This window comes from Pseudomonas endophytica (genome assembly GCF_001411475.1).
In the GTDB taxonomy this organism is placed as follows: domain Bacteria; phylum Pseudomonadota; class Gammaproteobacteria; order Pseudomonadales; family Pseudomonadaceae; genus Aquipseudomonas; species Aquipseudomonas endophytica.
In genome coordinates, this window is sequence record NZ_LLWH01000043.1 from 1 (window position 1) to 10,157 (window position 10,157).

The 10,157-nt window shown below is 54.7% G+C and carries 8 protein-coding genes and 2 pseudogenes; 9 read left to right on the forward strand and 1 reads right to left on the reverse strand.

Annotation, left to right across the window (positions count from 1 at the left end):
* The 3 genes and pseudogenes from AQS70_RS04535 to prpD all read left to right on the forward strand — a co-directional run.
* Window positions 1–610 (forward strand): annotated as a pseudogene (locus AQS70_RS04535) (Fe/S-dependent 2-methylisocitrate dehydratase AcnD); the annotation flags it as partial.
* Between the two features lie 66 nt (window positions 611–676).
* Window positions 677–1,867 (forward strand): 2-methylaconitate cis-trans isomerase PrpF, encoded by a 1,191-nt coding sequence (prpF, locus tag AQS70_RS04540; RefSeq protein ID WP_055101729.1) that lies wholly within the window; start codon window positions 677–679, stop codon window positions 1,865–1,867.
* A 162-nt stretch (window positions 1,868–2,029) separates the two neighbouring features.
* Window positions 2,030–3,514 carry a 2-methylcitrate dehydratase gene (prpD, locus tag AQS70_RS04545; RefSeq protein WP_055101730.1) on the forward strand — a complete coding sequence of 495 codons (1,485 nt, stop codon included), beginning with the start codon at window positions 2,030–2,032 and terminating at the stop codon, window positions 3,512–3,514.
* 82 nt (window positions 3,515–3,596) lie between these two features.
* On the opposite strand, the gene ppsR is transcribed toward prpD, so the two are convergent.
* Complete coding sequence (ppsR, locus tag AQS70_RS04550; RefSeq protein WP_048386835.1) at window positions 3,597–4,415, reverse strand: posphoenolpyruvate synthetase regulatory kinase/phosphorylase PpsR; 819 nt, start codon at window positions 4,413–4,415, stop codon at window positions 3,597–3,599.
* A 178-nt stretch (window positions 4,416–4,593) separates the two neighbouring features.
* On the opposite strand from ppsR, the pseudogene ppsA reads away from it, so the two are divergent.
* From ppsA to AQS70_RS04580, 6 genes and pseudogenes are all read left to right on the forward strand, one after another.
* Window positions 4,594–6,845: pseudogene (ppsA, locus tag AQS70_RS04555) on the forward strand (phosphoenolpyruvate synthase).
* A gap of 101 nt (window positions 6,846–6,946) precedes the next feature.
* Window positions 6,947–7,900, forward strand: coding sequence for an alpha/beta fold hydrolase (locus AQS70_RS04560; protein ID WP_055101731.1), 954 nt, complete (start codon window positions 6,947–6,949; stop codon window positions 7,898–7,900).
* Between the two features lie 197 nt (window positions 7,901–8,097).
* Window positions 8,098–8,589, forward strand: a complete 492-nt coding sequence (rraA, locus tag AQS70_RS04565; RefSeq protein ID WP_055101732.1) for a ribonuclease E activity regulator RraA — start codon at window positions 8,098–8,100, stop codon at window positions 8,587–8,589.
* A gap of 41 nt (window positions 8,590–8,630) precedes the next feature.
* Window positions 8,631–9,626, forward strand: coding sequence for a CorA family divalent cation transporter (locus AQS70_RS04570; RefSeq protein WP_055101733.1), 996 nt, complete (start codon window positions 8,631–8,633; stop codon window positions 9,624–9,626).
* Window positions 9,627–9,691: 65 nt separating this feature from the next.
* On the forward strand, window positions 9,692–9,937 hold the full coding sequence (locus AQS70_RS04575; RefSeq protein WP_055101734.1) for a hypothetical protein: 246 nt from the start codon (window positions 9,692–9,694) through the stop codon (window positions 9,935–9,937).
* Window positions 9,938–9,939: 2 nt separating this feature from the next.
* Window positions 9,940–10,157, forward strand: a 218-nt coding sequence (locus AQS70_RS04580) for a mechanosensitive ion channel family protein (RefSeq protein WP_420912332.1), incomplete at its 3' end; no start/stop codon positions are given.

A 10,157-nucleotide genomic window follows, 5' to 3' on the forward strand; every position in this document is an offset into this window, starting at 1 on the left:
AATGGGCCTGCCGGAAGTCGATTTCAACTCCTATGCCACGCACCGCGGTGACCACTTGACGGCCCAACGCGCAACCTTCGCCAACCCGAAGCTGTTTAACGAAATGGTGATCGAGGACGGCAAGGTTAAGCAGGGCTCGTTGACCCGTCTGGAGCCAGAAGGTCAAGTGATGCGTATGTGGGAAGCCATCGAAACCTACATGGACCGCAAGCAGCCGCTGATCATCATTGCCGGTGCCGACTACGGTCAGGGCTCGTCCCGTGATTGGGCAGCTAAGGGCGTGCGTTTGGCTGGGGTCGAAGCGATTGCGGCTGAAGGTTTTGAGCGCATTCACCGCACTAACTTGGTGGGCATGGGTGTACTGCCACTGGAGTTTATGCCGGGTACAAATCGCAAAACCCTGCACATTGATGGCAGTGAAACCTACGACGTGCTGGGCGAGCGCACTCCGCGTGCGACGCTGACATTGGTGATTACCCGTAAAAATGGCGAGCGCGTCGACGTGCCAGTGACCTGCCGCCTTGATACCGCTGAAGAAGTGTCGATCTACGAAGCGGGCGGCGTGTTGCAGCGCTTTGCTCAGGACTTTCTGGAATCGGCGACCGTTTAACCACCGCACTGTAGGAGCGATCTTTTAAAAGCTCGCTCCTTCAGGGTACAGGACAGGATTCAATGTATGGCTTATGCAGCGCAAATCAAAATCCCGGCCACGTATATGCGGGGCGGTACCAGTAAAGGGGTGTTCTTCAGCCTGCTCGACTTGCCTGAGGTGGCCCAAGTTCCGGGCGCGGCTCGTGATGCGCTGTTGTTGCGCGTTATCGGTAGCCCAGACCCATACGAGAAGCAAATCGACGGCATGGGCGCCGCCACGTCCAGCACCAGCAAAACCGTGATCGTCAGCAAAAGTCTGCGCCCGGACCATGATGTCGATTACTTGTTTGGCCAAGTCTCCATCGACAAGCCCTTTGTCGACTGGAGCGGCAACTGCGGCAACCTCTCGGCTGCGGTGGGTTCGTTCGCGATCAACAGCGCGCTGGTAGATCCGAGTCGGATCCCGCAAAACGGCACCGCCGTGGTGCGCATTTGGCAGGCCAACATCGGTAAAACCATCATCGCCCACGTACCGATTACTGACGGTGAAGTGCAGGAAACCGGCGACTTCGAGCTTGATGGCGTGACGTTTCCTGCAGCGGAGGTTCAGCTTGAGTTTCTCAACCCGGCGGCGGACGAAGAAGGCGCCGGCGGCTCAATGTTCCCAACCGGTAACTTGGTAGACGACCTGAACGTGCCGGGTGTGGGCAACTTGAAAGTGACCATGATCAATGCCGGTATTCCGACGATTTTCGTCAATGCCCACGACATTGGCTACACCGGCGCTGAACTGCAAAACGACATCAACGGTGATGCGAAAGCCTTGGTTATGTTTGAAACCATTCGCGCCCACGGTGCCTTGCGCATGGGGCTGATTGATAACGTGCAAGATGCGGCGAAGCGCCAGCACACGCCCAAAGTGGCCTTTGTGGCCAAACCTATGGATTACCTCTCGTCCAGCGGCAAGGCCGTGAGTGCCAACAGTGTTGATTTATTAGTGCGGGCGTTGTCGATGGGCAAATTGCACCACGCGATGATGGGCACCGCTGCGGTGGCGATAGGCACCGCAGCAGCGATTCCTGGCACGTTGGTTAACCTAGCAGCGGGCGGCGAGCAGCGCAGCGCGGTGCGTTTTGGTCATCCGTCGGGCACCTTGCGTGTAGGCGCCGAAGCACAGCAGGTGAACGGCGACTGGACCGTGACCAAAGCCATCATGAGCCGCAGCGCGCGGGTCTTAATGGAAGGCTGGGTGCGGGTACCGGGTGATTTGTTTTAAAAACGTAGGCGCTACCGCAGGCTGCGATCTTTCTAGAGATCAAAAGATCGCAGCCTGCGGCAGGCCCCACGATGTGCGTACACATTGAGCAGGCATTCAGACCTGCCAGCCTGACCACGAGGATGGAACACGACACTCACTCACCCTAATTGGAGTCAACCCATGAGCGCCAACGTCGACCTCAACAACCGCCCCGACTATGACCAGGTTTTGCAGGACATTGCCGATTACGTCCTGACGTACCGCATCAGCTCTCAAGACGCACTGGACACCGCCCGTAACTGCCTGATGGACACCTTAGGGTGCGGGCTACTGGCGCTGCGTTTCCCTGAGTGCACCAAACACTTGGGGCCGATCGTCGAGGGCACTGTGGTGCCTTTTGGTGCCCGAGTTCCGGGTACCTCATATCGTCTAGATCCAGTGAAAGCCGCGTGGGACATAGGGTGTATCGTGCGCTGGTTGGATTACAACGACACATGGTTGGCCGCCGAATGGGGGCATCCTTCGGATAACTTGGGGGGGATTTTGGCGGTGGCCGATCATCTGTCACAACGCCGCGTGGCCAATGGCGAAGCGCCGTTGACTGTGCGAGCAGTGCTGGAGGCGATGATCATGGCGCATGAGATCCAAGGCGTAATCGCGCTAGAAAACTCATTTAACCGTGTCGGGTTAGACCATGTGCTACTGGTGAAAGTCGCTTCGACGGCGGTCTGCGCCAAGCTGATGGGCGCAGACCGCGAGCAGTTGCTGGCCGCGCTGTCCCATGCGTTTGTTGATGGTCAGGCGTTACGAACATATCGGCATGCACCGAATGCCGGATCGCGAAAATCATGGGCGGCGGGGGATGCCTCCAGCCGGGGCGTGCGTTTGGCGGATATTGCCCTACGCGGCGAAATGGGCATCCCCGGCGTACTCACGGCGCCGCAGTGGGGCTTTTACGATGTGTTGTTTAGTCACACCAATAAGGATCTGGCTCTAAAACCTGAAGATCAACGCCAGTTCCGTCTGTCACAGCCTTACGGCACCTATGTCATGGAAAACGTCCTGTTCAAGATCAGTTTCCCTGCTGAGTTTCATGCGCAAACGGCCTGCGAGGCGGCTGTGAGCCTGCATCCGCAGGTGAAAGAGCGTATGCATGAGATCGACAAAATCGTGATTACAACCCACGAATCGGCTATTCGAATTATTTCCAAGCAGGGTAAGTTGGCCAACGCTGCGGACCGTGATCACTGCCTTCAATACATGACCGCCGTGCCACTGGCGTTCGGCAATTTGGTGGCTGAACACTACGAAGACGACTTCCACGCGGCGCATCCGATCATTGATGAGTTGCGCGAGAAAATGGTGATTGTTGAAGACCCGCGCTACACCCGCGAGTACTTGGAGGCCGACAAACGTTCGATTGCCAACGCCATTCAGGTGTTTTTCAACGATGGAACCCACACCGAGCAAGTGGTGGTGGAGTATCCGATAGGTCACCGTCGGCGCCGGGCTGAGGGCATTCCATTGCTAGAAGACAAATTCAAAGCCAACTTAGCAACGCGCTTTGTGGGGCAGCGCTGTAAACAGATTTTTGAGCGGTGCAAAGACCAAGCAGCGCTTGAAGCAACGCCGGTGCATGCCTTTGTTGATTTGTGGGTGATTTAAAACGTTGAAACGCTGACGTATGAGCTGTCGCAGGCTGCGGTCTTTTAAACGGTCAAAGGATCGCAGCCAACGGGAAGAGGCATTACTTGAAGCGTCGCTCTACACCTTTTTCGACCAAAATCTTGGCCGAGATTTCTTCTACCGAAAAGTGGGTGGAATTGATGTGCGGGATGTTTTCACGCTGGAACAGGCTTTCGACCTCGCGAACTTCAAATTCGCATTGGGCGTAGCTGGAGTAACGGCTGTTGGGCTTGCGCTCGTTGCGAATCGCCGTCAGTCGATCAGGGTCGATGGTCAGGCCGAACAGTTTGTGTTTATGGGCGCGCAAGGCTGCGGGCAGTTTAAGGCTTTCCATGTCGTCTTCGGTCAGTGGGTAGTTGGCCGCGCGAATGCCAAATTGCATGGCCATGTATAAACAGGTAGGCGTTTTACCGCAGCGTGAGACGCCCACCAGAATCAAGTCGGCCTTGTCGTATTTATGAGTGCGGGCGCCATCGTCATTATCGAGGGCAAAGTTAACCGCCTCGATCCGTTCCATGTAATTAGAGTTATGCCCGATAGAGTGCGATTTACCGACTGAGTAGGACGAATGTTCAGCCAGTTCTTGCTCAAGTGGCGCAAGGAAGCTGGAGAAAATGTCGATCATGAAGCCATTGGCAGTGGCTAAGACTTCGCGAATATCTTGGTTGACGATGGTGTCAAAGATAATCGGACGAACGCCGTCTTTTTCGGCGGCATTATCTATTTGTTGTACCATTGCGCGCGCTTTTTCCACGCTGTCTATGTACGGGCGCGTGAATTTGCTGAAGGTCACATTTTCAAATTGTGCCAACAAACTTTGACCTAGGGTTTCGGCAGTAATGCCGGTGCCGTCGGATATAAAAAAAGCAGATCGTTTCATTTGCGCCTTGGGCCTTAAGCTGGTGACGATTCTTGGATATGATAGGCGCGATTTTGTCGCCCAGAATGGTAGGCAGTGTCACTTATTTTCCAGGTCCAGGCCACAATCGCTGAGAGACTCCATTGAAGGAGTCTCCAGCGCCCTGAGCTTTTCCAACACAGTTAGTGGAGAGATCACCTTGGTAGAGTACGTAGTTTCCCTCGATAAGCTCGGCGTCCATGATGTGGAGCATGTAGGGGGCAAGAACGCATCCCTCGGCGAGATGATTAGCAACCTTGCAGGCGCTGGTGTCTCTGTTCCCGGTGGTTTCGCCACGACTTCCCAGGCATATCGTGATTTTCTTGAGCTAAGCGGCTTGAACGATCAGATCCATGCAGCGCTGGACGCGCTGGATGTTGATGACGTAAACGCTTTGGCCAAGACCGGTGCCCAGATCCGTCAATGGATCATGGAAGCTGAGTTCCCTGAGAAGCTCAACGAGCAAATCCGTACCGCCTTTGCGACCCTCTCGCAAGGCAACCCGGACATGGCCGTTGCCGTACGCTCTTCGGCCACCGCCGAAGATTTGCCAGACGCCTCATTTGCCGGTCAGCAAGAAACCTTCCTGAACATCCGTGGCGTTGAAAACGTGATTCGTGCGGCCAAAGAGGTGTTTGCCTCCTTGTTCAATGACCGTGCGATTTCTTACCGCGTGCACCAAGGTTTTGACCACAAACTGGTAGCCCTGTCGGCTGGCGTGCAGCGCATGGTGCGCTCCGAAACCGGTACAGCGGGTGTGATGTTCACCTTGGACACAGAATCCGGCTTCCGTGACGCGGTGGTTTTCAAGCAATCAAGATGATCTACGGCGAAGAGGCCAAGGCCGGTAAATCGGTCAAGGTAATCGACGTAGAGAAGGCCGATCGCGAGCGTTTCTGTTTGTCCGACGCCGAAATTAACGAATTGGCCAAGCAAGCGATGATCATCGAGAAGCACTACAAGTGCCCGATGGACATCGAGTGGGCTAAAGATGGCGATGACGGCAAGCTGTACATCGTTCAGGCCCGCCCTGAAACCGTGAAAAGCCGCACCCAAGCTAATGTCATGGAGCGTTACCTGCTCAAAGAAACCGGCACCGTGCTGGTTGAAGGTCGCGCCATTGGTCAGCGCATTGGTGCGGGCAAGGTTCGCATCATTAAAGACGTGTCTGAAATGGACAAAGTCCAGCCGGGCGACGTGTTGGTATCGGACATGACAGACCCGGACTGGGAACCGGTCATGAAGCGCGCCAGCGCCATCGTCACCAACCGCGGTGGGCGCACGTGTCACGCTGCGATCATTGCGCGCGAGCTGGGTATTCCAGCGGTAGTGGGCTGTGGCAATGCCACTCAATTGCTCAAAGACGGCCAAGGCGTCACGGTGTCGTGCGCTGAAGGCGATACCGGTTTCATTTTTGAAGGTGAGCTGGGCTTTGACATCAAGAAAAACTCGGTAGATGCCATGCCGGAACTGCCGTTCAAAATCATGATGAACGTCGGTAACCCGGACCGTGCCTTTGACTTCGCGCAGTTGCCAAACGCCGGTGTCGGGTTGGCCCGTCTGGAGTTCATCATCAACCGTATGATCGGCGTGCACCCTAAAGCACTGTTGAACTACGACGGTTTGCCACAAGAAATCAAAGACAGTGTCGACAAGCGCATCGCGGGCTACAGCGACCCTGTTGATTTCTACGTCGACAAACTGGTTGAGGGCATCAGTACGCTGGCAGGTGCATTTACCCCGAAGAAGGTGATCGTGCGTTTGTCGGACTTTAAGTCCAATGAATACGCCAACCTGATCGGCGGCAAACTGTACGAGCCGGAAGAAGAAAACCCGATGCTGGGCTTCCGGGGAGCTTCGCGTTACATCAGCGAAAACTTTCGCGATTGCTTCGAGCTTGAGTGCCGCGCCCTCAAACGTGTGCGCAACGACATGGGCTTTACCAACGTCGAAATCATGGTGCCGTTCGTACGCACCTTGGGCGAAGCGAGCCAAGTGATCGACTTGCTGGCTGAAAATGGCCTCAAGCGTGGCGAAAACGGTCTGCGCATCATCATGATGTGCGAGCTGCCGTCCAACGCGATTCTGGCTGAAGAGTTCCTTGAGTTCTTCGACGGTTTCTCGATCGGCTCCAACGATCTGACTCAACTGACTTTGGGTCTGGACCGCGACTCCGGCGTGATCGCTCATTTGTTTGACGAGCGTAACCCAGCCGTTAAAAAGCTGCTGTCTAACGCCATTCAGGCGTGCAACAAAGCAGGCAAATACATTGGTATTTGCGGCCAAGGGCCATCCGATCACCCGGATCTGGCGCTGTGGCTGATGGAGCAGGGCATTGAAAGCGTGTCGCTGAACCCAGACACCGTACTCGAAACCTGGTTCTTCCTGGCTGAAGGTCAAGCACACGCTTGATGCGTTGAGAGAAGAGCCGGGAAGCCGCTGAGCGACCCTGCTCTTTAAAAATGGTAGGGCGAGTTCCTGTGTGGATTCGCCCTTTTTTGTGCAAGAGCATTATGCAAAGCAGCAGTCATCTTTTTCCCGTTGCCCTGATTAGCGCTGAGCGTCGGGGTGACCTGAGCGAAGACGTATATCGCTTAAAGCCCGCTAATAGCCCGGATGTATCTGTGGAGTTGGTGGTGACCCGCCTGGGGTTGGCAGATGCCAGCCAAGTGCGCGGGGTGCCGGTCATTCTATTGCACGGCAGTTTTTCCAATCGACGTTTCTGGTACTCGCCTAAAGGTGTGGGCCTGGGGGCTTTTTTGGCGCGCGCCGGCTTTGATGTGTGGCTGCCTGAAATGCGCGGCCATGGCTTGTCTTCGCGCAATATCCACTGGAGTAAAAATCGTGTAGCGGACTATGCGCGCTACGATTTGCCAGCCATTGGGGCCTTTGTGCGAGAGCAAAGCGGCCAAATCCCGCATTGGATCGGTCATTCACAAGGCGCAATCACTTTGGCAGCAGCCTTGGGCGGTCAGTATCTAGAGGCTGCGCAGGTGCGCTCGGCGGCGTTTTTTGGCTGTCAGATCAATCGTCGCTACTGGTCGTTGAAAATCCCGCCGGTGCAATGGGGGGCGTATTTGTTGTTAAAACGTTTTGCTCAGCTGTCAGGCACACGACTTAAGCGTGGGCCAGAGGATGAGCCTGTCAGCATTGCGCTTGAGAGCTTGCGCTGGAATGGCTTAATGGGCCGTTTTAAAGACGCAGACCGCGATTGGTGGGCAGGTTTGGCGGAGGTTCAATTGCCGGTTTTGCTGGTCGCCGCAGCGGGTGATCGCCTAACGCCGGAGTGGGCTTGTCGCAAATTGTATGAGCAACTGGGTGCCGCGCAACGTAAGTTCGTGTGTTTGGGGCGTGAGCAAGGGTTCAGCTCTGACTTTGGACACGCAGAAATGCTGGCGAGTCCGGAGGCTCAACACGAGGTGTGGCCGTTGGTTCAAAACTGGTTGATGAATGCTGAGGTGCCTTAACGGCGCACATCCATAAGCTTTTTGGGGTTTTAGGCGCAACTGCTTGCGGCTACTATGTGACGTTAAAGGCTCTTTTGGTCACTTTATGCTAATGGCTTGCCAGTGAGTTCGCTCAGAGCCTAGGGTTCATCAAAACGTCTATAACAGTAGTGCTGTCGATTTTATCCTGCTGCGCCCACCCTAAAAGGAGCTAGTTTATGAATCACTACATCACTCCCGATTTGTGCGATGCCTACCCAGACTTGGTGCAAGTGCTAGAGCCTATGTTCAGCAACTTCGGGGGGCGTGACTCTTTTGGTGGCGAGATCGTGACCATCAAGTGTTTTGAAGACAACTCGTTGGTCAAAGAGCAGGTTGAGTTAAAGGGCAATGGCAAAGTGCTGGTGGTCGATGGTGGCGGCTCTCTGCGTCGGGCGTTGTTGGGGGATATGCTGGCTGAAAAGGCGGCCAAAAATGGCTGGGAAGGTTTGGTCATTTACGGCTGTATCCGTGATGTTGATGTGATTGCGCAAACGGACGTGGGAGTTCAAGCATTGGCCAGTCACCCGTTGAAAACGGACAAGCGCGGTATTGGTGATCTGAATGTGCCGGTCACGTTTGCAGGTGTCACCTTTCGTCCCGGAGAATTCATTTATGCCGATAACAACGGCGTTATCATTTCGCCTTCTGCTCTGAAAATCCCGACGTGATTCAGGGCAAACGTTTAACGCTCTAATCACAAGGAACCCGGATGCTAGAGGAAGATAACGCGCAGTGGGGGCTGGTTTATGCCCTGCTGTTGGACGGTGAAGGCGGTGCTCGCCATCTCGCCCGTACAGACCTAGACACTCTTGAACTGCAGCCTCACGAAAGCCTTTGGTTACATTGGGATCGAAGCCATCCGCAAGCCCAGAACTGGCTGCGTAAATCCAGCGGCTTAAACGATTTCAGTTGTGACTTGTTGCTCGAAGAAAATACCAGGCCACGCCTATTAACGTTGCCTAACAACGAACTGCTGCTGTTTTTACGCGGGGTAAACCTCAATCCAGGTGCCGAACCCGAAGACATGGTGTCACTGCGAATCTTTGGCAGCTCGCAACGGGTAATCTCGCTGCGTTTTCGGCCGCTGCGCGCCATTGACGAAATGCTCAGTGATTTTGAGCAGGGCGATGGTCCGAAAAACCCGGCTGAATTGATCCTCTATCTAGCTCAATACCTGACATTGAAAGTCCAAGATTTGATCGGCGAGCTGTCAGAAATCGTCGATAACGAAGAAGATAAAATAGATGCCGACGAACGGTATACGCCGGAGCATGGCGCTATTTTGCCGATTCGTCGAAGAGCAGCTGCCTTAAGACGTTTTCTTGCACCGCAACGGGATATTTTTGGGCAGTTAACGCGCATAAAATTACCGTGGTTTAGCAGTGATGTGCTGGATTACTGGAACGAACTCAACAACAGCCTGACGCGCTATTTAGAAGAGCTAGAGTTGACGCGAGAGCGCGTGGGGCTGGTACTTGAGGCCGTAGACCGGCGTATGAGCGAACGCATGAGCCGCATCATGTATCGCTTTGGAGTGATCACCGGAATCTTTTTGCCGATCACATTTCTCACCGGCTTGCTCGGGATCAATGTGGGCGGCGTGCCTTTCTCTAATAATTCCTGGGGTTTTGCCGTTATCTGCGGCCTGATGGTGGTGATTGCAGTGGCTCAGTGGTGGTTCTATCGACGCTTGCAGTGGCTTTGAGTACGGCTGGCATGTGACCCGATTTAAGTTGCTTGCGTCTTTCACTGACATACCGAGAGGTGCTTATGCACGATCCGTTTGAACAGTCGCTACGTGAAATGCTCAAAACGCCTTCGTCCACGCGAGACGATGATGCGTGTTTGGGCCGAGTACTGAAAACCGCTAACCGGCAGGTTGGAGCGGGCGATCTTTTCGGCTTACCAGGTCGTTGGATGCAAGCGCTGATGATTGCATTGAATAGCGGTTCGGCCCATATTGCGCCCGTTTCGCGGCGCAAACCTGCTGCTCGCCCTGCTGATAAGGCTGATTGAACATGGAACTTGATCTCTGGACCCAGAGCTTGGTTACGGCAATGACTGCCTTGTGGACTAAAATTGCTAACTTCATCCCGAATCTTTTTGGGGCGTTGGTTGTCGTATTGCTGGGCTTCGTGGTTGCCAAACTGCTAGATACCCTGCTCTCCAAGTTACTTGCAAAATTGGGTCTTGATCGCCTTATGGGCGGCACCGGCCTGACAAAAATTCTGGCTCG